The following is a 21,308-nucleotide window of genomic DNA, read 5'->3' on the forward strand; positions in this document are numbered from 1 at the left end:
GGAGGCAAGCCGCCATGTTGAGCTACACATTTTCTGATTACATACAGGGTATCATGACTGAGTCCAAGAAGAATCCACGCGCCAATGCGGATAAACAAAAGCGCTTCCGAGAGCGACAGCGCGAAGCCGGTAAACGTCAGGTGAGGGGGTATGTTACACCCGAGGCCTTAAGTTGTTATGAAGAAATACAGCAGAAAACCGGCTGGAATGACAACGAGGTGCTGTCAAATTCAATTCGTTTAATGTACGCCGCTTACCGGTGCGGTCAGGTAAAGCTATTGAACGAGTGGCTAAAAGATCATAACCGTTAGGCTCCGCGCAACTCATTCACGACCAAAGCTGGGTAAATTGCCCCTCGGGGTCGTACATTTGGGCCTGCTTCTCAATATTGAAGTGTCGCAGGCCCCGCGGATCGCTGCCCACGCCGGCGAGATATTGCCAATTGCCCCAGTTTGACCCCACATCGTAGTCAATGAGCTGCTGTTCAAAATAAGCGGCACCATAACGCCAGTGCTCACCGAGTTCATTAACCAGATAACTGGCTGCCCACTGTCTGGCGCGGTTAGACATATAGCCGGTGGCATTCAGTTGACGCATACAGGCGTTAATGTGAGCGTTATCGGTGGTGCCTTGTTGCCAGTCGCTTAGCAACGCAGACGCACCTTCCATGGTCCTGGACTGCTGTTGAATGCCTCCACAAGTGAACCAGTTAACGCCATGCTTTCGCTGTAACCACCAGAAAAACTCTCGCCACAGCAATTCAAAATAAAGCCAGTAGGTCGACTCGTTTGCCACCTCTTGCGCTTCAAATCGCTTTAACTCGGCGTAAATACGCCGGGGGGAAATGCTGCCATTGGCCAGCCAGGCTGAGAATTTACTCGAGTAATCCCAGCCATCGAGGCCATTTCGTGTTTCTTTGTATCGGCTAATCAGATGCTTATCGAAGAAGTAATACTTTAATTGCTTTTGAGCCGCCAGCTCACCGCCATGATAAGACGAAGAGTTTCCCCGGTGTAAGGGCACCGACGGCCAGTCAGTTTGCAATGCAATGGGCGGGGGAGGCAACAAGGCCACTTGCTCAGTCGGCGGTTGAGGTGATATCGCTTTTTCAACTTTTTTGCGAAACGGACTGAACTTGTCTGGCATCGCATCCACCTCAAAAGGCAAACTTTGCGAGGAGAATAAACTGTTGTTGCTACCGCTTATCACTGTCAGCGCCGCAGCACGTTGTTGAAGCTCACGCAGTTGCTGGCATTCATCGAAGCCCGGGTACTCGCTCACACCGAGTATATCCACCTGGTATGCCTTCACCAGCTGACTGATCTCCTCAACCGGATCGCCGCTCACGACTAATAGCGTTTGATGATAACTATCCAGCTGTCGGTTTAGTGCTTCAAGGGATTCAAATAAAAACTGCTGTCGGTGATGCCCCATTGCACAATAACCAAACTGATTGGGCTCGAACCATTGCTTATCAATGCAAAATACCAGCAGTAATTTATTACAGCGAGAGGCCAACCGGGACAGCACAGGCTGATCGTCGAGGCGTAAGTCGTGTCTGAACCAGTAAAGCCCGGTCGTTGCGGAAGTCTTATTCATAGCAGTCTTTACGATGTCCTTATCGTTATGGATTTAAGCATAGAAGAGAAAATTGAAAAAAATAGTCAGAGCCTTTTTAGCAGCTAAAAATAAACGTTAATCTGGCGGCAGAATGCGATCGTTTTCAGGCTACCGACGTACAAAGCAGGGCACATTACTAACAACGATTAAAAAAGGAACAGTAGAGTGAGTCAGCCTGTATGTATTGTATGGTTCCGGCAGGATTTACGCGTCATCGATAACCCCGCTTTGTTTGCTGCGGTAGAGTATGGCAGTGTTATTCCGGTGTATATTTTTGACCCTGAAATCGAAGAGGCCGACCAACCCGGTGGCGCATCTAACTGGTGGCTCCACCATTCGTTGGTGTCGTTAAATAAACGATTAAATGGTCATCTGCAGTGTTATACCGGTGAACCGAAAAACATCCTGAGTGAACTCATTAAGACGTTTAACGCCCAGGCGGTATTCTGGAATCGTTGCTACGAACCAGCGGTGATTGACCGGGATAAAGATATTAAGCAACACCTGCGCGATCAGGACTGTCTGGTTAGCAGCTTCAATGGCTCGCTTTTATGGGAACCCATGAGCATTCGTAAACAGGATGGTGGCGTTTACCGGGTGTTTACGCCTTATTATCGCAAAGGCTGTCTGCAAGCCTCCGCCCCCCGTTACCCCTCGTCCGCACCAGAGCGAATCACTTATGCAGATGTGGCGCATGAAGGCCACAGCATTGAGGATGCGGGATTATTGCCAGAGATTAACTGGGACAGTGAATTCGCCAGCCATTGGAAACCCGGTGAAGAGGGAGCGGCAGATAAACTCAGTGAATTTATACAACACGCGGCCAACGGTTATCAGGACCAGCGGAATATTCCATCGGTAAGAGGGACATCGCGTTTGTCTCCGCATCTCCACTTTGGTGAAATCTCGCCCAACCAGGTGTGGTATGCACTGCTTAATGCGTTTGACGATCAGGGTAGTAGTGACCTCGACTGTTTCTTAAGTGAGCTTGGCTGGCGCGAGTTCAGCTATTACCTGTTATTTCACTTCCCAACGATTACTGATAAAAACTTTAATTCGCAATTTGATAAGTTTAAATGGCTTAATCAGGACGATAAGTTTACGGCCTGGACCAAAGGACAAACGGGGATCCCTATCGTTGATGCCGGCATGCGCGAGTTGTGGCAGACCGGCTATATGCATAACCGGGTGAGAATGATTGTGGGATCGTTTTTGGTTAAAAACCTCCTGGTCGACTGGCGTAAAGGTGAACGCTGGTTCTGGGATTGTCTGGTTGACGCTGACCGTGCCAGTAACGCAGCGAGCTGGCAGTGGGTGGCAGGTTCCGGGGCAGATGCGGCGCCTTATTTTCGTATATTCAATCCTGTATTGCAGGGCGAGAAATTTGATAAGCAGGGCGCCTACGTAAAGACCTATTGTCCCGAATTAAAAAACATGCCGGATAAATACCTCCACAAACCCTGGAATGCGCCCGAGGATGTTCTGAAAAAAGCCGGTATAACGCTTGGTGATACCTACCCGCAGCCAATAGCCGACCTGAAGCAATCGCGGCAGCGAGCGCTTGATGCCTACGCGGATACCAAGGAGAACTAATGGCTGGCGTATTGCGTTTAGTACTGGGTGACCAACTGTCGTTTGAGATGTCCAGTTTAAAAGATTGCACAAAATCCAAAGATAAGATCCTGCTCGCCGAGGTTCGCGAAGAAGCAACCTATGTGAAGCATCACAAAAAGAAGATTGTGTTGTTATTCTCAGCAATGCGTCATTTTGCCAGGGCCCTTAAAGATGACGGCTACGATGTTATTTACCGTCGTTATGATGATAAGGACAATCAGGGCGCATTACTTGATGAAGTGAAGCTGGCTTGTAGCCAGCATCGTTTTGACAAAGTGGTGGTGACATTTCCTGGTGAATACCGATTGCTGAAAAGTATGCAGCAATGGCAAAACCAGCTGCAGCTGCCGGTAGAAATACGCGATGACGACAGGTTTATTGCCACTCCCGGGCAGTTTAGCGAGTGGGCAGAGGGGCGTAAGCAATGGCGCATGGAATATTTCTATCGCGAAATGCGCAAGTTAACCGGCCTTCTGATGGAGGACGGCAAGCCCATTGGTGGTAAATGGAATTACGACCAGGATAACCGTAAATCACTGCCTGCGGATGTCGCGCCGCCTAAGCCTTACACGGTGTCTCCGGATGATATAACCCGTGAAGTCATCGACCTGGTTGAGGCTAATTTTGCTGACCACATGGGGGAGGCCAAAGATTTTAACTACGCGGTCACCCGGGACGAGGCACTTAAGGTACTCGAGCAGTTTATTGACCAGCGGTTTAGCGATTTTGGCGACTATCAGGATGCTATGCGTGAAGGCAACGTGTGGCTGTTTCATTCACATATTTCGTTTTACCTTAATTGTGGGCTGTTATTACCCATGGAAGTCATGAAAGCGGCAGAGCAAGCTTATTTCGATGGTCATGCGCCGCTCAATGCGGTAGAAGGCTTTATTCGCCAGATTCTGGGCTGGCGTGAGTATGTGCGGGGCTTTTACTGGCACTGTATGCCAACCCTTCAAAAAGAGAATTACTTTAATCACCAGCGCAAACTGCCGGATTTTTACTGGTCAGGGCACACCAATATGAATTGCATGCGCCAGTGTATTGGCGACACCAGGCGTCACGCCTATGCCCATCATATTCAGCGCTTAATGGTGATTGGCAATTTCAGTTTATTGGCCGGTTTATCGGTAGAAGCCGTTAACGAATGGTATTTGCTGGTGTACGCCGATGCCTACGAGTGGGTGGAAATGCCTAATGTCAGTGGCATGATTTTATTTGCCGACGGCGGCAACCTGGCCAGTAAACCTTATGTAGCCAGCGGTCAGTATATCAACCGCATGTCGGATTACTGTAAGAATTGTGGTTATGCAGTGTCTAAAAAGACCGGCAAAAATGCTTGTCCGTTTAACTATTTATACTGGGACTTTTTAATCAAACACCGCGAGAAACTGGGTAATAATCACCGCATGGGGCTGATTTATAAAAGCCTCGACCGAATGTCTCAGGACACGGTTGATGCCATGCAGGAACAGGCAGAGCAATTGCTGTTGGCATTAGATGATGCGTAAAGCCGATCTGCCCAGCAAAATCTGTGTGGTATGCCAGCGCCCGTTCGTTTGGCGTAAAAAATGGGAAAAAAACTGGCCGGAGGTGAAATACTGCTCAAAACGCTGCAGTAGTGTCCGATCGCGACAAAAACCAACAAATTAATCGTAATGTAGTGAAACTGACATTACTTTGCTGTGATATCTTTTGCTACTATAGTTTTAGTGAGCTAATGACAGTTTGCCCAAATAGAAGCAAAAGATTTGAAAACATATACGTGTCAATGTGGTAACACTTTATATTTCGCCAACAGCCTGTGCTTATCCTGTCAGCGTCCGGTAGGTTTTTTATCGGATGCCCGGGTGATTTCCTCGTGCGATGTGGATGCCGCGGGTAACTGGATAGCCAGCCATAATGGTCAGGCTTACCGCCAGTGCAGTAACTATGTAAAACAGAATATTTGTAACTGGCTGGTACCGGTTGAGAGCGAACAGAAACTCTGCGCCTCCTGCCAACTGACCGACACCATTCCTGACCTCTCGAAACCCGATAACCGTAAACTGTGGTTTCGTATGGAGCAGGCCAAACGGCATTTGCTTTACACGCTGTATAAGCTGGAACTGCCGGTTATCGGTAAACGTCACAATCCCCGGGGATTGTCTTTTCGATTCCTTGAAGATGAAGTGGCGCAGGCGTTGTATAACCGTGAATTAACCGTGCAAAATACTGTATTAACCGGGCACAGCAATGGTGTGATCACCATTAACCTTAAAGAAGCCGAAGAAACCAAACGTCTGGCTATGCGGGAATTAATGAATGAACGTTACCGGACACTGATTGGCCACTTTCGTCATGAGTCCGGGCATTATTACTGGGATGTGTTAATTAAAAACAGCTCGTATATTGAGCCGTTCAGGGCATTGTTTGGTGATGAGCGTCAGGATTATCAGCAATGTCTGGAAACCTACTATGCCAATGGCCCGGCGGCTGACTGGCAACAAAACTGTATTAGCGCCTATGCGAGCATGCATCCCTGGGAAGACTGGGCCGAAACCTGGGCGCATTACCTGCACATGGTTGACACCCTGGAAACCGCTAATGAATATGAAACGAGTCTGGAAAACCGTTTGTTGTCTAATCCGTTAGACCCAGACCATCCCCATACAGCAAGCTACAACGAAGAGAGTTTTGGCACCCTGATTGACGACTGGGACAAGCTGACTAATCTGCTTAACTCACTTAATAGCAGTATGGGGCTCGACGATGCTTACCCCTTTGTAATCAACCCTAAAACCCAGGAAAAGTTGCACTTTATTCACCTGTTGGTTCGTCCGCTTTAGTCTTTTCCCAATCAAACCGTGGCAGTTGCTCAAAGGCGCGGTGCAATCCGTCTGTCCATTGTTTTTTCATGGATTTATACATCGGGCTGTTCAGGGTGTAGGTGTGATGAAAGGGCTCATCAAAGGAATCATTCTGATACATTGCCAGTTCAATGGGCGGCCCAACGGAAATATTACTGCGAATAGTTGAATCGAGCGACACCATAGCGCAGCGAGCGGCGTCTTCCAGGGTGGTGCTTTTCGCAATAATTCTATCCAGAATAGGTTTGCCGTACTTGGTTTCACCAATCTGCAGATAAGGCGTGTCCTCGGATGCGCTGATGAAATTTCCCTGCGGATAAACATGAAATATTTCAGCAGCCTGGCCCTCTATTTGCCCGCCCAGAATAAAGTTGGATTCGGCACTGCTTTTAGATTTTTCCATGGCCCGCTCGTGCAGCGTTTGCTCCTGCTGGCTGAGCTTACCAATGTATTGAGCCACTTCGTAAAGCTGTTTACCGTGGCGCAGGCTGAATTCTGCGTCCGGATCATTAAGATCGCGGTTAATCGCATTCATAACGGCCTGTGAAGTGGCCAGACTGCCAGAGGTCATGAGCACGCATACCCGTTCACCCGGCCAGCAATAGCGACGCATTTTGCTGTAAGTCGCGACATAATCGACGCCGGCGTTGGTTCTGGAATCTGAAGCAAATACTAATCCGCGATTAACTTTTACAGCTAAACAATAGGTCACTGGAAACTCTCTGAAAACACACAAAAAACGATACTGATAGAATGGATGGATTCAGGGCAATTTTCCAGATCAATTTGTCATCAATTTGTCATTATTTTCGTTGCAATTTCGGCTAAAACTCGTTTAGATGGTATTTCGTATACCGAAAAAAAGCTCTAGGGATTGTAGATGGCAATAAGATGGGGAAATTATCGGGCAGGCGAGTTTTACGATGAACTCATTCGCGTTGCAAATAAACCGCGTCCTGCTGCAGAAGAAATTTGTAAATACCTGCGAAATCTCACCGACCAGGAATTAGAAGAATATAAAACAGCCGCCAACACAGCTATCCATGTAATGGGGATTACCTTTACTGTGTATACCGAAGAAGAGGGCTCAATTGACAGAGCCTGGCCCTTCGACATTATTCCCCGCATTATCGACAAAAAAGAGTGGCAGCAAATAGAAAAAGGGCTCAAGCAGCGGGTTAAAGCGCTGAATATGTTTATTGACGATTTGTATAATGAACAGCGGATCCTGGAAGCGGGGATCGTGCCCAGAAGTTTATTGGAAGCCTCAAAGAACTTTCTGCCCGAGTGTATGGGAATCAAACCAAAGCATGGCGTATGGGCGCACATTTGTGGCTCAGATTTGGTGCGCGATCATAACGGCACCGTTTATGTACTCGAGGATAACCTGCGCGTCCCCTCCGGCGTGTCTTACATGCTTGAAAACCGCCACGTAATGAAACGGGTTTTCCCGGATATGTTCGAGAAATATAATATCCTCCCGGTAGATGACTATCCCTCTCAGCTGTATGACATGCTTAGTCAGCTTTCACCGCGAGAGATAGAACAACCAGAGGTGGTCGTACTCACTCCCGGCATCTACAACTCCGCGTATTTCGAACACGCCTACCTTGCTCAGCAAATGGGCGCAGAATTGGTTGTGGGAAGCGATTTAGTGGTTGATGATGACGACATTGTCTATATGCGCACCGTGGATGGGTTGTCACGGGTAGATGTAATTTACCGTCGTATTGATGATGCCTTCCTCGATCCAGAAGCCTTCCTGGAGGACTCTATGCTTGGCGTACCTGGCCTGATGCGCGCCTGGAAAGCCGGTAACGTCGGACTGGCAAACGCGCCGGGAGCCGGGGTGGCTGATGATAAAGTTGTCTACGCGTTCGTGCCGGAAATTATTAAATTTTACCTCGACGAAGAGCCTTTATTACCTAATGTGCCCACGTATAAATGTGTCAATAAGGAAGAGCGCGATTACGTTATCGACAATATCGAAAAAATGGTGGTTAAACCAGCAAACGAATCAGGCGGTTACGGCATGCTAATTGGACCTCATGCGACCAAAGCGGAGCGAGAGAAGTTTGTTCGCCTTATCCGTCGTGATCCGCGTAACTATGTGGCGCAGCCCATGTTGTTGTTATCCACCGCGCCCACCTTAATAGGCACTAAAGCAGAACCGCGTCACCTCGATCTGAGACCGTTTATCTTAAGCGGTAATGACATCAGCGTGACCACCGGCGGCTTAACTCGGGTAGCGATGCGCAAAGGCTCTACTGTAGTGAACTCCTCTCAGGGTGGCGGTAGTAAAGATACCTGGATTGTAGACATGGAGGCCGACTAACGATGTTATCTAGGGTAGCAAATCATATTTACTGGATGGAACGTTATCTGGAACGCGCCGAAAACACCGCCCGTTTAATTCAGGTGAACACCCACCTTTTACTCGATTTACCACGCAATGTAACCCTCGGCTGGGAACCCATTATCGATATGTTATCGTTTCGTGATGTGTTCTATGACCTCTATAAAGAGGCCGATGAGAAGAGCGTCATCAAATTTATGGTAACTGATACGGCCAACCCCGGGTCAATCATTAATTGTTTGGCAGCTGTACGGGAAAATGCGCGTATTATTCGCGAAATTATTCCTTCCGAAGCCTGGGAACAAATTAATAATCTGTATATCGCGGCTAAGGCCGATGGGCAGAGTGTGTTAACCCGACGTCACAGGTTTAATTGTCTGCACCGCATTATTGTGGCTAATCAAACCATTACCGGGCTGCTTGGCGGCACCATGCTGCGCGGAGAAGGCTACGCTTTCCTGCGACTGGGTCGGCATTTGGAGCGGACTGATATGACATCGCGTATTATTGATGTACGTTCGGCATCATTATTACCGGATTTGTCCCCTGAACAATCAGCCTTTGAGAATATTCAGTGGATGGGGGTATTAAAATCTTTAACTGCATATCAGATGTATCGGCAGGAAATGCGGATCAGAATTAACCGGGCTGACGTACTGGAATTCTTAGTTAACAATGAGCAATTTCCTCGTTCGTTGCAGCACGGGCTGATGCAAATTGGTAAGTGTCTGAAAGAATTACCTCACTCAGAGAGTATATCCCAGCAGGTCAGCGCTTTGTCGGCGGAATTGCAACAACTCAATACTCACGAACTCGCCCAGGAGACCCTGCATAAAGTCATCGATGACATTCAGTTTGGCGTGGTGAAAATCCATCAGGCCATTGACGCTCAGTATTTTTAATCTCTTAGTAAAAGGTGACGGGCTGGAATTTTAAATCCAGCCCGGCTCTTCACCGGTCAGAATTCCCCAGGTTATTTTTTTCTGAGCTGTATTTTTTGCCGCGGGCTAACTAGGCTTAGTGTAGTGATGGTTTCTGTAGCGGTTTATCGTGTTCAATACTAACAACCTTTTCAACTGTTTTTGGTGTGCTTTCAGGGTGCTTCTGGTTGCAGGGCTGCTTACGCCCAGCCAGGCTATTTGTCAGCAGCGGCTCAAACAAACCGTTCGTGTTCCTGCCCAGGTTTTTGAAGATAACACAGCACACACGTACTTCGTTGACGTACTCGAGCTGGCACTTAATAAGTGCTAACCCTGGTGGCATCGATATCAAAATCGAGGCTGATCCGTTTAATGCCAATCAGGACCGATTGCTGCGTCAGGTAAAAGAAGGCTCAACTGACATTACCTGGGCGGTAACGTCTAAAGAGCGTGAAGCACAACACCAGGCGGTCTACTTTCCGCTGGCCAGGGGATTGCTGGGCTATCGCGTATTTGTAGTCCATCCCGACAATCAGGACGCATTTGGTAGTAAATCTCCGGCACAACTTAAACAAGCATTATCGGTACAGGGAATAGGATGGCCCGACAACGAAATAATGCGCTTTAATGGTTATCGGGTTGAAGAAGTCCCATTAAATATGATGTTTAAATTAATCGAGTCTGGAATGGCTGATTTTTTCCCTCGGTCGGTCATGGAAATAGAATATGAATTATCTGCCCGTAACTCAGCTCAACTGGCTATTGAACCGCAACTGGCATTTTACTATCCGTCGCCTACGTATTTCTTTGTTAACAAACAAAAGCCGTCTTTCGCGAAACGCCTGAAAAAAGGCCTGGATATTGCCCTGGCCGATGGCAGTTTAACCGCACTTTATGAACAGCAACGGTTTGCTAAATCGGCACATAAAATCCTCGAGGGAAGACAGATTATATCACTGACAAACCCCATTCTAACGCCTCAATCAAAGCAAACCCTCAAGCAGTATAAACACTTCTTGCTGCAACATTAAAAGCCTTAATAATCAGTGGTATAGGTTTTTATTCACTATTTTAACTTTCATTTATAGACGACCGGTCTATAATAACTAGACGTTCGGTCTAAAAACGAGATGTTATGCAGCAGAATCGCCGGGGCAGGCCACCAAAATCAGCCCGAAATTTTGACGATACCAAAGAAGCCTTACTGCTGGCCGGTATGGCCATACTGACTGAGCGCGGATTCAACACGGTAGGCATCGAAATGATCCTCAAGCGTGTCGGTGTGCCTAAAGGCTCGTTTTATCATTACTTTAAAAACAAAGACGACTTCGGCCTGCAGGTGATAGAACGGTATGACCAGTATTTCTGCGCCAAGCTAAGACGCTGTTTGGCTTCTAGTCCCACCCAGCCGCTGGCTGGTATCAGCACATTTGTGCAGGAAGCGATTGATGGCATGGAAAAGTACCGGTTTAGCCGGGGTTGCCTGATTGGCAATTTTGGTCAGGAAATGCCGATATTGGCGGAGTCATTTAAGGTGCCGTTGGCACAATGCCTGAAAAACTGGACATCCATGCTGGCCCATAACCTCGAGCAGGCAAAGGTACTTCGCCTTATCTCTGAAGAGACTGACTGTTTACAGCAGGCCGAGTTTTTCTGGATTGGCTGGGAGGGCGCTATCCTTACCGCTAAAGTCATGCAATCCAGTTCACCCATGCAAAAATTTGCCGATGGATTTATCCATCAACTTACTGTCAAACGTTAACCCAGGAGGGCACAATGTTTAAAGCGATTTACATCAACAAAGACGACCAGGATTACACGGCAGACATTACCGAGCTAGATGAATCGGCATTGCCTGATGAAGACGTGCTGATTACGGTAGAATACAGTACCCTGAACTTTAAGGATGCGTTGGGCATAACCGGTAAAAGTCCGGTAGTCAGACAATTTCCCATGGTGGCAGGCATCGATTTAGCCGGCACGGTAGTGGAAAGTCGTTCTGATAGATTTCAGCCCGGTGATAAAGTGTTAGTTAATGGCTGGGGGCTGGGCGAGCAGTACTGGGGCGGTCTCGCTCAGAAAGCGCGGATCAATGCAGACTTCGTGCAAAAAATGCCTGATGGTTTATCTAGCCGGCACGCGATGGCAGTAGGCACCGCAGGGTACACTGCCATGTTATGTGTTATGGCGCTGGAGTCACAGGGCGTCACACCCGACAAAGGCGAGATTCTTGTTACCGGCGCAAATGGCGGAGTAGGGACTACCGCTATTGCGATTCTGGCCAATCTTGGTTACCACGTGGTTGCTTCTACGGGCCGCCTCGAACAGGCCGATACGTTAAAAGCACTGGGAGCCAAAGAGGTCATAGATAGGACTTCCCTTAGCGAGCCAGGCCGTCCTCTTGCCAAAGAGCGCTGGGCAGGGGTCGTCGATTCAGTTGGCAGCCATACCCTTGCCAACGCGTGTGCGGCAACTCAATCAGAGGGGGCTGTAGCAGCTTGTGGTTTGGCGCAGGGCATGGACTTTCCGGCTACTGTTGCGCCATTTATATTACGTGGCGTTAAGCTGATGGGCATAAACAGTGTTACTCAAACACTGGCTGTTCGTGAAAAAGCGTGGGCCAGGGTGATGCAGGATTTACCTGAGTCGAGCCTTGCGACGATTACCCGCGAGGTTACTTTAGCCGAAGCTCTGGACATTGCTCCTCAATTTCTGTCTGGCCAGGTACAGGGTCGCATAGTGGTTGATGTTAATCAGTAATCTGCTCATAAAGCTCCTCTGATTTAAGAGGGGCTTTTCGTCGTAACATTCAGGCAGCCGCTTGCAAGCTATCCTCACTTCAAAACAATAAGCGTATTTTTCCTGCTAATTTATTCCAGATGAATACCCACCTTGCCACTCAGGGTTGTTTAACCCCGCGCAGACTATTCGTTGTGAATTAAGCGCTGTTATTTCCCGCTTGATCTGCTCGTCCAATCGGCAACTAGGACTTAGCTTACTCTGGGCAACGCCACTTCAAAGCACGCTATCTTGTGAAAATAAGACGATAAAATCACCTGAAAACGTTACGCGTAACTCTTTTTTCTGCAATTATGGTCATTTTTTAGGTCCCAGGCACTCAGCAGAGCGAATATCTGTGACGAGTGATTAGTGGGCTTTATTATCAGTGAAACGATTGTTTCATGCTGATGCTGGCTATGATGAGCGGTATGAAACGGGAATTACTGGCGGTATACAGGCATGGCTACCTGAGTATTTGCTGGCCGGTGACTTCAATGCATAACGGGTTAGCCTTTACCGTCTTTCATATTCTGCAATAATAAGGTATTCCAAAGCAGGCTTTTAATAAACAGCCTAAGGCCATTAATCTAACCGGCTTAGGTAGCGATTAAATTTCAGACGGTCTTCATTACTGAACAAGCCAGTTATGGCACGTTTAAGTACGCCTTTGGTATCGACAGACTACGACTAATTGCCAAATACGAGAGAATTGTGCGGATTAATTTTGCGCTATACTCACAAAATGCCCTAATCAGGGTTCGGTGACTTTAGTTTAAAAAAAACAGTGGATGGTTGCCGGCTTCAGACAAGTTTATCAGCAGTGTTATATCTGAAGAGGTCAGGTCGTTTAAGGGTGTCAAAGCAAATCGTTAATCAAAAAGTTACCACCAGGCTGTTCATCAAAATCCTGTCAATCGTGCTAGTGGTTGAGACAGTGATAATGATAGGGTTGCACTTACTCAGGACGGACTTATCACCCTGGCAAAATGTGCTGGTCGATATTGCGTTACTGACGTTATTTTCAACACCGGTGATTTATTTTGCAGTGATTCAGCCTTATGAACAGAACCTGCAAAAAGTGCGCGCCGACGAAGACCGGATCCGGTGTCAGTTAACCCAGTTGAATAAAGACCTCGCATTACAGAAAAAAACACTCGATGAACATGCCATTGTGAGTATTGCGGATAAACGCGGTGACATCGTTTATGTTAACGATAAATTTTGTCAAATCAGCGGCTTTAATCGTGACGAACTGCTCGGTCAGAACCATCGAATTGTGAGCTCCGGCTATCATGACCGGGCATTCTTCGTAGCGCTGTGGGCAACGATTTCCAGTGGCAAGGTGTGGCACGGCGATATTAAAAATCGCGCTAAAAATGGTACCTTTTACTGGGTAAACGCCACCATAGTGCCCGTTTTGGATGAACAGCAAAAACCTAATCAGTATATTGCAATACGAACAGACATTACCGCTCAGAAGCGCACGGAAGAAGCTCTCACCCAGGCACAGCGAGTGGGCCATATTGGTAGTTAGAACTGGAACCAAACCAATGAAAAGCTGGTCTGGTCGAATGAAATCTATCACATTTGTGGTTTACCGGACACCGTGCGATCTACCAGCAAAGAGCTCTTTATTACGGTGATCCACCCGGATGACAGGGACTATGTGCTGCAACAGTTTGAGCTGTCTAAAACAAACAATACGCCTTTTGATGTTGAACATCGCATTACCCGATAGGATAACGGTGAGGTTCGATGGGTCCACGAGAAATGTGTTCACGATCGCGATGTCATGGGGAATGTTGTGCAGTCTCATGGCATTGTCCAGGACATCACCGAACGCAAACTTGCCCAGGAAAAAATAAAACAGCTGGCCATGACCGACCAGCTCACCGGACTGGCAAACCGAAACCAGTTTTATGCGACCTTTGACAAATTTATCAATATGGCTAAACGGGACAGCGCCTTACTGGGAGTAATGATCCTCGATCTGGATATGTTTAAAGCGGTTAACGATACCTATGGTCATCAAACCGGAGACAAACTGCTGAATGTGATTGCCCAGGTTTTTCGGGAAAACTGCCGTGAGATTGATTTAATAGCACGTTTGGGGGGCGACGAATTTGCCATCGTACTTTATAAACCCCTGGATAAAGGGGCCATAACAGATGTCGCCACCCGCATTATTCGCGCTTTCGAAACCGCTATGCATGTCAATGGCAACCATTTACATGTGGGTGTGAGCATTGGTATTTCGCTGTTCCCTGCACACGGAAGCGAGCAACACGAACTCATTGAAAACGCGGATGCTGCTTTATATCAAGTAAAGCGGCACGGTAAAAATAACTTAAGATTTTACGACCCGGACGACAACCAACTGAACTAGCAGGCTCAGTTTCAGCTTCCTTGTATTGATAAAAATTATTTATCCTGGCGAAGAATATTTTCCGTTCTGAATAGAATAGGTAGATTGGCGGATAACGCGCATAATCGCCCCGTTTTTATTCACTGGATCCAGGATTCATGCACTTTACCAACGACCGAGTGTCGGTTTATGCGCTACCCGAAAGTCAACTTACTTCAGAATACGCTATTGATATAGGTACCCGTTATCGGGACGCTTCATTAATTGAACTCCCCGGGGGAGAGGCCTGGGTATTCGATTACGGCGTTATCGTGTTTTGGGGCATCGATGAGGACGAACGTCTTTCTCTGCTACACCGACTGAAAATTCAAAGCGAACTGCTGGCTGGCGAACATCAGGAACATTTTCGTTTTACGGTGGGCGGTAGCGAGGTCAAACTACAAAAAGACCATATATCGCTCTCCAGCGACGATCCTCTATTGCGCCTGTCTATCAGCCATGCGCTGGCACAATCTATTAAGCTTAATGATTATGAACTCAGAGCTCAGCTGACCATCGCGGAATACAGTCATTTACCCAAGGTACTGGCTGAAACCGGTTCGATAAAGCTGGGGCGACGTCAAATTGCCAGTATCCGTGGGCATTTATTCAGCACTAAGAGTGATATCTTCCTGCATTACAACCTGCTGGATACGCCTGAATTTTTCTGGGAGTACCCGGTTTACGAAGTGGCTTATAACAGCGCAGCTAAATACCTGGATATTCGTCCTCGCGTGGAGTTATTGTCGAATAAACTCAACGTAATCCATGAACTCTTCGATATGCTGGCAGACGAATTGAAGCATAAACATTCGTCTTTTTTAGAGTGGATCATTATTATTCTGATTGCGTTTGAAATTGTTATGGTGGGCGCTGAAGGGCTGCTTTCGCTGTTCTGATTTAAAACGGTTCCCTATGGCAGGGGAACCGCCAATGCAGACCGTTGAATCGGTTTTCCACGCAGGATCACCGTTTCGATACTTTCCCAGTTCGCCACCGATTGTTGTGGGTTCTGGGTAAGGATGAGCAGGTTAGCGATTTTACCGGGCTCAACCGTGCCGTACAGTTTATCCAGACCAAATTGCCGCGGACCATTAATTGTCGCGGCAGCAAAGATTTGTTCGGCGCTGATCCCTGCATCGGCCAATTGTTGCATTTCATAAAATGTGGATAAACCCGGGGCGGCAGCAAAAGACGGGCTTGAAGGGTAGTCTGAAGCCACCAGCAACGGATGTCCCTTGGAAGCAAGGTAAGCCGCGGCTTGTTTCGCCCGGCCAACACCATAGCCGCTGAGTTCATGCACTTTGGCGTCGGGCAAATCGCCAAAATCTTTACTGATTTCCCGCTTAAACCATTGCCCCTCGTAAGTTGAATACCACTTCAGCAGCGCTGCCGGTAACACCTTTTCCCGGCGGGGATCGGCGAGTGTGTCTTTATCGTACATGCCCTGCAAAGACAACATGACCTGAATGGTGGGCATATAGGCGGTATCACTGGCAATCAGTTGCTCGAGAGTGTCTGTTACGGGCGGATTGTCCGGGTTAGTCTTCCATTGCCAGTTCCATAACCCGTGCGCAATACCATCGACATGATGATTTAAGGCAATGTGGTACATATCGAGTGCATTGGCATGGGCCCAGACCTGAAGATCAGCCTTATCTGCCGCCTGACGAATTCGCTGTAAGCTGGTACTGCTAAGTAGCGGCCAGTCTGATGCCGCGCCAAAGCCATCCTCTATATAGATCTTTACGCAACGTGCGCCTGTCTTTGCTATGGCGGCCACTACCGCTTCCGGGGTGTGCAAGGCTGGGTCGATATATTCTGGCAACGATAGCTGAGTCGGATCTTCAATAATAAAGTATCTGGCATGGCGCAGGGTATAGCCGGCAGACAGGTGAGGGTAGCCGCCAATAACGGGAATGGGCTGGCAGGTATAGTAATCCGGGTGCTCACGGGCCGCTGTGAAGTGCTTCTTCCCATCGCTTCCACCTAAATTAAGCACCTCGGTGATACCGAAATACAGCAGACTTCTTGGCAACTGGCGAAGGTACTCTTCCACGACGGCGGCATGTTTTACGGCATTAGGGCTATCTAAAAAGCCAATGCCAGGAATGCTACCGACATGGACATGGCTGTCCATAATACCCGGCGTAAGGAATTTTCCCTGACCGTTGATCAATTTGGCATGCGCAGTCAGCGGCTGCATGGGTTCCGTAGTGACCTCGGTAATGGTTCCGTCCACTATGCGGATCTGGGTATTTTCTTGCTGTTCGGTAAGATGGCCCGACACCACCGTGAAATTTTCCAGGATCAGCTCACTTGCCGTTGCCACACTTTGGCAGAATAGGGCCGTGATCAGCATCACCAGTTTAGCTTTCATTTTTAGCATTTCCTTGCAAGAAGTGATTCCGCTCAGTTTATAATTCAAAGACTGACGTACAAGTGGAATTCTGTAAGCAAACGTACACTGGCCACCCGGGACGACACTACGGTTTGTTTGTTCATACCCAAAAACCATACTAATAAAAGGGAATATACCTTCAGGGTATACAAGCTGCGAGTAAAAGGTATTTCCCAGGCAAACCAAGCCCGTGTAAGTTTACACAATGTTAACTTATGGCTTTGCAATGGTAGGGCATGTTTAACCCGCTGATACGCCTGTTTTTGCGCTACGGTATCGCCTAAGTTAAAGCAGAACAACCACATACAGTTAGTTGCCAGGTTTTACGTCGCAGTGTTTCTGTGTAATCAGTAACACAATAAATTTAACAATTCGTGACTAACTTTCTTCGTTGCCATAAAAAAATGTAACAAATACAAGGTGGTAAATATGTCAATGCGCGGTGTGTTAAGACTTGCTGAAGTGCAAATGCGGGTTTTGGATATGGCCGAGTCCAAACAACATTACGGAAGCCGTATGGGCTTACACGAGATGATGACCGATGATAACGGTTTAGTTTATTTCAAGGCCTGGGCAGAACATGATCATCACAGCCTGGTGCTGCGGGAAGCCGACTGTGCCGGTCTGGACCACATTGCCTTTAAAGTGTATGACGATGCAACGCTGGCAGATTTGGAAAAGAAAATTATCGACTTTGGCATTGAAGTAGAGCGTGTTGAAGCCGGCGTGTATCCCAAGAGCGGTCAACGATTAAAGTTTATTTTACCCACGGGGCATGAAATGCATCTGTTTGCCGAGAAGGAACAGGTGGGTAACTCGCTGGGCACGTTTAATCCTGATGTGATCCCCGATGACGAGGTATGCCGGGGGTTTCGTATTAATGCACTGGATCACGTGTTTATTGTGGGGCCTGATGCTGACCAAAACCTTAAGCTGTTTACCGAAGTCTTCGAGTTTAGCTATACAGAAAGGGTTATTGATGGCGAGGGTAACACGGTGTTATTTTTCGTCAGCTGTTCAAGCCGCGCCCACGACATCGCATTTGGTGTTAATCCCAATCCTGGGTTAATCCACCATGTTTCTTTCCGACTGGAAAACCCTCAGGATCACATTCGTGCTGCAGATCTGATTGGCAAATATGAAATTCCGGTCGAAATGAACGACCGCCATGGTGTGACGCAGGTAAAAACGGTGTATTACTTCGATCCTTCCGGTAACCGTAACGAAGTGTTCTGCGACGGATATACCTATTATCCGGATATGCCGCTGTTAACCTGGACCATGGACGAACTTGACCATGCCGCGTTTTCACAGTCTCTGCATGTACCCGAGAGCTTCCTGGCGGTTTATACCTAATCTATTTTGAATGTTATCCAACCACATTCACACGCCGGCTTATCATTGATAGCCGGCTTTTTGTGTTCCGAGCCAGAATAATTGCACTGTTTAGGCGGCTGAAGCGTAATAAATAGCAGCAACACTCTTGGGGGGCATAAATGGAGTTGCTTATCACAACACTCTTAAGCTGGATTGATATGCATACCCATTATAGTACGCAGGCATTGCCACACCCGAGGGTGGTTGTGATGACCCGTGAGGAATTAACTCAGGAATATTACAGTGGCGTGGCTAACCGAGCGCCAGGAGCTGGTGTTGATGAACGACTTAAAGCACTCTATGCGTTTGAGGACGGTCCACATGGGACCATTTATATTCTGAGTCCTACGGCAGTAAACAGCGCAAACCGTTTCGCTAACCCGACGGAAAACCCCAGGTTCAGGGAGATTTTGCTGCATGAACTGGTGCATCATGTGCAGTGGCACAGCCAGAGCATTGAGCAATGGCAGTGTTCCAACCAGGGGGAATTAGAAGCCTATTTGCTGGGGGCTATGTATCTCAAACAGCAGAATACGCACGACCCTATGATAAACCGTATTTTGTGGGCTAACCGTTATTCACGTTGTTAGCCAAAGCCTGATATCAACAAGCGGTATTGGTGTGCTTTCTGGCCAGGTTTTGCTGCACAATCGTCTCGCCGCTACGAGTAACCTGCACCAGGTCTACGCCTGAATTGCCACTACAATCAGACCAATGAGAGATTAAGGATCATCCATTGTCGTCAGCTCACACAGCCAGATGTGTAGCTGCACTAAACAGGTTTAATCACTGTACTTGTAAGGAATGCGTTTAACTACAGAAAAACTGCTACAATTTGAACACCTTGTATATGACGTTAGCGGATAAACGCCAGCCAGTTTTCAAGTAGATTAGCAAAGTCCATTAGGCCACAGCCTGAGACCGGGCCTTCAGCCAAATCTTCGTCGAACTCATTGTGATTGAGTTCGGTGTTATTCAGGAACAGTTCTACTTCGTCGTCGGCAATGTTCAGGTGATAAATTTTACCAGTGTAGTCAAATTCCATTTGTTGTCTGGCGAGCAGCTTTTCAATCGCTGCCAGTAAAGTAGTAACGGCTACAGTGTCTGCGCCAATATCATGGCTTAACCAGTCGCCAAAATATTCACTTTCCACATCGCATTTGGCCAGCGGCTCGCCGGTAACATCGGTTAAAAATTCAAAATCCATGGTTTATCTCAGGTAGTGGTTGGTACAAAAACATGGCCGGTATTTTCCAGCTCAGTTAAGTACACGCGAACGTCAAACTCAATTTGATGGTAGTCGGGCAACATGTGTCGGCACAGCTGATAGAACGCTTTATTGTGTTCTTTTTCTTTCAGGTGAGCGAGCTCATGCACAACAATCATATTTAAAAAGGCTTCCGGGGTAGTTTTAAATAGCTCGCTCACCCTCAGCTCATTTTTACTTTTCAGCTTGCCGCCCTGAACCCGCGAGACATAGGAATGCAGGCCCAGCGCATGGTTAACAATGTGGATCTTATTGTCGTAAACCACCTTACTTAATGGCTGCGTTTTCTTCATGTACTGATTTTTGATGGTCATCGCATAATCACGTAACGCTTTATCGTTATTTATTTTATGAATCCGGGGATAACGTGCACGCAGCCAGTCTCCTAGCTTATTAGCGTCCGATAGTTGCGTAACCTGATCTTGCAAATGTTGCGGATAATGAGACAGGTAGGTAAGGGGAGTGGCCATTGATGATTCTTTATTGCTGGTAAGACGGGCTCTATTATACACATTGCGAACAGGGAATTATTAAGATTATTAATGAGCTCAGTCGATTAATTAATCTAAAATATTCATAAGCTCATACCGATTTCTATGGCTAATCATTGCCGGGGACAAGGGGTAAACTGTGCTGAAAGGTGCGATGCGTCAACACCCTTAGTAAATATCAGGTCACAATAACAATGAAAACCAAGCTAAACGATCTTATTGCTTTTATAGCCGTTGCGGAAGAAGAAAGTTTTACCCGAGCGGCAGCACGCCTCTCGATATCACAATCTGCGCTCAGTCACACTATAAAAGGTCTTGAAGACAGATTAGGATTACGGTTGCTGACTCGCACCACCCGTAGCGTTTCGTTAACTGAAATTGGCCGTAAACTTTATTCTTCCATAGCACCGCGCATGCAGGAAATTGAGTATGAGCTTGACTCCCTGAATGCACTAAAAGAAAAGCCTGCTGGTACTATTCGAATTTCTACTGCGGAACATGCTGCACGCGCGGTACTGTGGCCGCGTATATTGGATTTCATGCAGCGTTATCCCGACATCCATATCGAAATGAACGTGGACAATGCACTAGCCGATATTGTGGCAGAAAAATATGATGCCGGGGTAAGGCTCGGCGAAAGCGTTGATAAAGACATGATAGCGGTAAGTATATCGCCGCCTTTACGAATGGCCGTGGTCGCCACTCCAGATTACTTTAAAGAGTATGGCATTCCGAAGGAACCGCGTGATCTTGCAGAACATCAATGCATCAACTTTCGCTTGCCTACTTACGGACGGCTATTGGTATGGGATTTTGCGAAAGACGGTCATGAAGTGAATGTTAGAGTTAAGGGACAGTTTACAGTCAATAAAGCCAGTTTTATTCGCGAGGCTGTTCTCGAGGGTGTGGGTATTGCTTATGTCCCCGAGGATATGGTTGTGGAAGATATTTCCGCGGGCAAATTACAAAGGGCACTGGGTTCCTGGTGCGATGAATTCCCCGGTTATTACCTTTATTTCCCCAATCGTAGTCAGTTTTCGCCGGCCTTTTCGTTGTTTGTCGACGCCATGCGCGATAGCCTGAATTCAAAAGAAAATAAGAATTGAAAGTTGCGGAAATTAAGAGTCGCATAGTGCCGTATATAATCTACCCTCATAGTAAGAAGGCAAAGGGTTAATTGCAGCATCACACAGATCGGTCAGAGACATACAATAAAGCACCTAAGACA

Annotated in this window: 23 protein-coding genes; 18 read left to right on the forward strand and 5 right to left on the reverse strand. The window is 47.4% G+C overall.

Features of this window, described 5'->3' with window-relative positions:
• The first annotated feature begins 53 nt into the window (after window positions 1–53).
• Window positions 54–311 carry a hypothetical protein gene (locus tag AC27IB_RS05035; protein ID WP_296044574.1) on the forward strand — a complete coding sequence of 86 codons (258 nt, stop codon included), beginning with the start codon at window positions 54–56 and terminating at the stop codon, window positions 309–311.
• A 16-nt stretch (window positions 312–327) separates the two neighbouring features.
• Here the strand turns inward: AC27IB_RS05035 and AC27IB_RS05040 are convergent, their stop codons facing one another.
• Window positions 328–1,599 carry a DASH family cryptochrome gene (locus AC27IB_RS05040; RefSeq protein WP_487119365.1) on the reverse strand — a complete coding sequence of 424 codons (1,272 nt, stop codon included), beginning with the start codon at window positions 1,597–1,599 and terminating at the stop codon, window positions 328–330.
• Window positions 1,600–1,785: 186 nt separating this feature from the next.
• Between AC27IB_RS05040 and AC27IB_RS05045 the strand changes: the two genes are divergently transcribed.
• The 4 genes from AC27IB_RS05045 (at window position 1,786) to AC27IB_RS05060 (ending at window position 6,062) form a co-directional block, all read left to right on the forward strand.
• Window positions 1,786–3,213: a cryptochrome/photolyase family protein gene (locus AC27IB_RS05045; protein WP_487119367.1), complete on the forward strand. Its 1,428-nt coding sequence runs from the start codon at window positions 1,786–1,788 to the stop codon at window positions 3,211–3,213.
• Window positions 3,213–4,745 carry a cryptochrome/photolyase family protein gene (locus AC27IB_RS05050; protein WP_487119369.1) on the forward strand — a complete coding sequence of 511 codons (1,533 nt, stop codon included), beginning with the start codon at window positions 3,213–3,215 and terminating at the stop codon, window positions 4,743–4,745. Before AC27IB_RS05045 ends, AC27IB_RS05050 begins: the two co-directional genes overlap by 1 nt.
• A complete protein-coding gene (locus AC27IB_RS05055) occupies window positions 4,738–4,887 on the forward strand; it encodes a DUF2256 domain-containing protein (RefSeq protein WP_296044576.1) in 150 nt (49 codons plus the stop codon). The genes AC27IB_RS05050 and AC27IB_RS05055 overlap by 8 nt, the downstream gene beginning before the upstream one ends.
• 98 nt (window positions 4,888–4,985) lie before the next feature.
• Window positions 4,986–6,062, forward strand: coding sequence for a zinc-binding metallopeptidase family protein (locus AC27IB_RS05060; protein ID WP_296044479.1), 1,077 nt, complete (start codon window positions 4,986–4,988; stop codon window positions 6,060–6,062).
• Here the strand turns inward: AC27IB_RS05060 and AC27IB_RS05065 are convergent.
• On the reverse strand, window positions 6,034–6,795 hold the full coding sequence (locus AC27IB_RS05065; RefSeq protein ID WP_296044481.1) for a proteasome-type protease: 762 nt from the start codon (window positions 6,793–6,795) through the stop codon (window positions 6,034–6,036). The genes AC27IB_RS05060 and AC27IB_RS05065 overlap by 29 nt on opposite strands.
• Window positions 6,796–6,963: 168 nt before the next feature.
• Between AC27IB_RS05065 and AC27IB_RS05070 the strand changes: the two genes are divergently transcribed.
• The 10 genes from AC27IB_RS05070 to AC27IB_RS05115 all read left to right on the forward strand — a co-directional run bounded on the left by AC27IB_RS05070 (window position 6,964) and on the right by AC27IB_RS05115 (window position 15,443).
• The gene (locus tag AC27IB_RS05070; protein ID WP_296044483.1) at window positions 6,964–8,418 is read left to right on the forward strand and encodes a circularly permuted type 2 ATP-grasp protein; all 1,455 of its coding nucleotides are present in this window, start codon (window positions 6,964–6,966) and stop codon (window positions 8,416–8,418) included.
• Window positions 8,419–8,420: 2 nt separating this feature from the next.
• On the forward strand, window positions 8,421–9,341 hold the full coding sequence (locus AC27IB_RS05075; protein WP_296044485.1) for an alpha-E domain-containing protein: 921 nt from the start codon (window positions 8,421–8,423) through the stop codon (window positions 9,339–9,341).
• A 314-nt stretch (window positions 9,342–9,655) separates the two neighbouring features.
• Window positions 9,656–10,390 (forward strand): substrate-binding periplasmic protein, encoded by a 735-nt coding sequence (locus tag AC27IB_RS05080; RefSeq protein ID WP_296044487.1) that lies wholly within the window; start codon window positions 9,656–9,658, stop codon window positions 10,388–10,390.
• Window positions 10,391–10,494: 104 nt separating this feature from the next.
• Entirely contained in the window at window positions 10,495–11,121 is a 627-nt protein-coding gene (gene acuR, locus AC27IB_RS05085; RefSeq protein ID WP_296044489.1) for an acrylate utilization transcriptional regulator AcuR, read from the forward strand.
• A gap of 14 nt (window positions 11,122–11,135) precedes the next feature.
• The gene (gene acuI / locus AC27IB_RS05090; RefSeq protein WP_296044491.1) at window positions 11,136–12,119 is read left to right on the forward strand and encodes an acrylyl-CoA reductase (NADPH); all 984 of its coding nucleotides are present in this window, start codon (window positions 11,136–11,138) and stop codon (window positions 12,117–12,119) included.
• Between the two features lie 422 nt (window positions 12,120–12,541).
• Window positions 12,542–12,679 (forward strand): hypothetical protein, encoded by a 138-nt coding sequence (locus AC27IB_RS05095; protein ID WP_487119373.1) that lies wholly within the window; start codon window positions 12,542–12,544, stop codon window positions 12,677–12,679.
• A gap of 314 nt (window positions 12,680–12,993) precedes the next feature.
• Entirely contained in the window at window positions 12,994–13,674 is a 681-nt protein-coding gene (locus tag AC27IB_RS05100; RefSeq protein WP_487119375.1) for a PAS domain-containing protein, read from the forward strand.
• Window positions 13,675–13,698: 24 nt separating this feature from the next.
• Window positions 13,699–13,878, forward strand: a complete 180-nt coding sequence (locus AC27IB_RS05105) for a PAS domain-containing protein (RefSeq protein WP_487119527.1) — start codon at window positions 13,699–13,701, stop codon at window positions 13,876–13,878.
• A gap of 54 nt (window positions 13,879–13,932) precedes the next feature.
• Window positions 13,933–14,526, forward strand: coding sequence for a diguanylate cyclase domain-containing protein (locus AC27IB_RS05110; RefSeq protein WP_487119377.1), 594 nt, complete (start codon window positions 13,933–13,935; stop codon window positions 14,524–14,526).
• 137 nt (window positions 14,527–14,663) lie between these two features.
• Window positions 14,664–15,443 (forward strand): RMD1 family protein, encoded by a 780-nt coding sequence (locus AC27IB_RS05115; protein WP_296044496.1) that lies wholly within the window; start codon window positions 14,664–14,666, stop codon window positions 15,441–15,443.
• A gap of 14 nt (window positions 15,444–15,457) precedes the next feature.
• On the opposite strand, the gene AC27IB_RS05120 is transcribed toward AC27IB_RS05115, so the two are convergent.
• Window positions 15,458–16,924: an amidohydrolase family protein gene (locus tag AC27IB_RS05120; protein ID WP_487119379.1), complete on the reverse strand. Its 1,467-nt coding sequence runs from the start codon at window positions 16,922–16,924 to the stop codon at window positions 15,458–15,460.
• Between the two features lie 450 nt (window positions 16,925–17,374).
• On the opposite strand from AC27IB_RS05120, the gene AC27IB_RS05125 reads away from it, so the two are divergent.
• Both AC27IB_RS05125 and AC27IB_RS05130 read left to right on the forward strand, forming a co-directional pair.
• Entirely contained in the window at window positions 17,375–18,301 is a 927-nt protein-coding gene (locus AC27IB_RS05125; protein ID WP_296044501.1) for a catechol 2,3-dioxygenase, read from the forward strand.
• Between the two features lie 140 nt (window positions 18,302–18,441).
• The gene (locus AC27IB_RS05130) at window positions 18,442–18,912 is read left to right on the forward strand and encodes a hypothetical protein (protein WP_487119381.1); all 471 of its coding nucleotides are present in this window, start codon (window positions 18,442–18,444) and stop codon (window positions 18,910–18,912) included.
• 266 nt (window positions 18,913–19,178) lie between these two features.
• Here the strand turns inward: AC27IB_RS05130 and AC27IB_RS05135 are convergent, their stop codons facing one another.
• Entirely contained in the window at window positions 19,179–19,529 is a 351-nt protein-coding gene (locus AC27IB_RS05135) for a YacL family protein (RefSeq protein WP_487119383.1), read from the reverse strand.
• 8 nt (window positions 19,530–19,537) lie between these two features.
• Window positions 19,538–20,059 carry a M48 metallopeptidase family protein gene (locus AC27IB_RS05140; protein WP_296044508.1) on the reverse strand — a complete coding sequence of 174 codons (522 nt, stop codon included), beginning with the start codon at window positions 20,057–20,059 and terminating at the stop codon, window positions 19,538–19,540.
• A 215-nt stretch (window positions 20,060–20,274) separates the two neighbouring features.
• On the opposite strand from AC27IB_RS05140, the gene AC27IB_RS05145 reads away from it, so the two are divergent.
• Complete coding sequence (locus tag AC27IB_RS05145; protein ID WP_296044510.1) at window positions 20,275–21,186, forward strand: LysR family transcriptional regulator; 912 nt, start codon at window positions 20,275–20,277, stop codon at window positions 21,184–21,186.
• Window positions 21,187–21,308 lie beyond the last annotated feature (122 nt).

The sequence above is a fragment of the Alteromonas sp. 4NH20-0104 genome (genome assembly GCF_057547795.1).

Excerpts from the sequence above, each read along its gene's own strand:
- AC27IB_RS05035 (WP_296044574.1), top strand. The coding sequence starts at position 54 with ATGACTGAGTCCAAGAAGAATCCACGCGCCAATGCGGATAAACAAAAG.
- AC27IB_RS05040 (WP_487119365.1), bottom strand. The coding sequence starts at position 1,599 with ATGAATAAGACTTCCGCAACGACCGGGCTTTACTGGTTCAGACACGAC.
- AC27IB_RS05050 (WP_487119369.1), top strand. The coding sequence starts at position 3,213 with ATGGCTGGCGTATTGCGTTTAGTACTGGGTGACCAACTGTCGTTTGAG.
- AC27IB_RS05055 (WP_296044576.1), top strand. The coding sequence starts at position 4,738 with ATGCGTAAAGCCGATCTGCCCAGCAAAATCTGTGTGGTATGCCAGCGC.
- AC27IB_RS05070 (WP_296044483.1), top strand. The coding sequence starts at position 6,964 with ATGGCAATAAGATGGGGAAATTATCGGGCAGGCGAGTTTTACGATGAA.
- AC27IB_RS05075 (WP_296044485.1), top strand. The coding sequence starts at position 8,421 with ATGTTATCTAGGGTAGCAAATCATATTTACTGGATGGAACGTTATCTG.
- acuR (WP_296044489.1), top strand. The coding sequence starts at position 10,495 with ATGCAGCAGAATCGCCGGGGCAGGCCACCAAAATCAGCCCGAAATTTT.
- acuI (WP_296044491.1), top strand. The coding sequence starts at position 11,136 with ATGTTTAAAGCGATTTACATCAACAAAGACGACCAGGATTACACGGCA.
- AC27IB_RS05095 (WP_487119373.1), top strand. The coding sequence starts at position 12,542 with ATGCTGATGCTGGCTATGATGAGCGGTATGAAACGGGAATTACTGGCG.
- AC27IB_RS05110 (WP_487119377.1), top strand. The coding sequence starts at position 13,933 with ATGGGGAATGTTGTGCAGTCTCATGGCATTGTCCAGGACATCACCGAA.
- AC27IB_RS05115 (WP_296044496.1), top strand. The coding sequence starts at position 14,664 with ATGCACTTTACCAACGACCGAGTGTCGGTTTATGCGCTACCCGAAAGT.
- AC27IB_RS05120 (WP_487119379.1), bottom strand. The coding sequence starts at position 16,924 with ATGAAAGCTAAACTGGTGATGCTGATCACGGCCCTATTCTGCCAAAGT.
- AC27IB_RS05125 (WP_296044501.1), top strand. The coding sequence starts at position 17,375 with ATGTCAATGCGCGGTGTGTTAAGACTTGCTGAAGTGCAAATGCGGGTT.
- AC27IB_RS05130 (WP_487119381.1), top strand. The coding sequence starts at position 18,442 with ATGGAGTTGCTTATCACAACACTCTTAAGCTGGATTGATATGCATACC.
- AC27IB_RS05135 (WP_487119383.1), bottom strand. The coding sequence starts at position 19,529 with ATGGATTTTGAATTTTTAACCGATGTTACCGGCGAGCCGCTGGCCAAA.
- AC27IB_RS05140 (WP_296044508.1), bottom strand. The coding sequence starts at position 20,059 with ATGGCCACTCCCCTTACCTACCTGTCTCATTATCCGCAACATTTGCAA.
- AC27IB_RS05145 (WP_296044510.1), top strand. The coding sequence starts at position 20,275 with ATGAAAACCAAGCTAAACGATCTTATTGCTTTTATAGCCGTTGCGGAA.